We start from the raw sequence: 914 nt of genomic DNA on the forward strand, positions 1-914 counted from the left end.
CGATGTGATACAAATCCATTCGGCAGACGGCACCGCACACAGTATTTCGGTGACGATTACAGGTATTAACGACGCGCCCGCTTTGAGTGTCATTACAGCACAATCGGCAAGAGAGGGTGATAGCACTAAGACCACAGGTGTGCTTACCGGCTCGGATATTGATACGAATGACCAACTTACCTTTAGTGCACCGAATGTAGATGGTTTTGTACTAAAGCAAGATGGTAGCTATAGCTTCGACCCAAACCACGGTAGTTATAACCATTTGACGCAAGGCGATGTACAAACCATCACCATCCCTGTGACAGTAACTGACCTAGCTGGCGCGACTGATACCAAGAATCTTGTCATCACCCTAACGGGCACAAATGACGCGCCGGTATTACAGCAAATCCAAGCGCAAAGTGTGACAGAGGATGGCCAATTGCTAACGGGCCAGCTTACAGCAACGGATACTGACGACCATGAAGTCGCTCGTTACAGCGTAATGCAGCAAGTTGATGGGTTTACCCTGCATGCAGACGGCAGCTATAGCTTTGATCCGAGCCATGCGAGTTACCAACACCTAGCGGCAGGTCAAGTTCAAACGCTGACAATACCCGTTGGCGTAGTCGATCAAAGCGGTGCAACCGATACGCAGAACTTAACCATTACCGTGCACGGCAAAGATGATACGGCGATCATCAGCGGTGCGGATACCGGAATGGTGAGAGAAGATACCACGCTGCAAGCGACGGGCACGCTCAGTGTAAGTGATAAAGATGCTAGTCAGGATCATTTTCAAGCGGGCGATATCCAGGGTGTACACGGAACATTACACCTTCAAGCGAATGGTACCTGGACCTATGATCTAGATAATCAAAGTCGCGACGTGCAGCGGCTCGGTGCAGGCTCCTCGCCGATCAATAATACGC

The 914-nt window shown here is 50.3% G+C and carries 1 protein-coding gene; it reads left to right on the forward strand.

The features are described 5' to 3' along the window. Positions 1-914, forward strand: a 914-nt coding sequence (locus A3739_RS07010; protein WP_197472150.1) for a VCBS domain-containing protein, incomplete at both ends; no start/stop codon positions are given.

It is taken from the genome of Oleiphilus sp. HI0067, assembly GCF_001635735.1.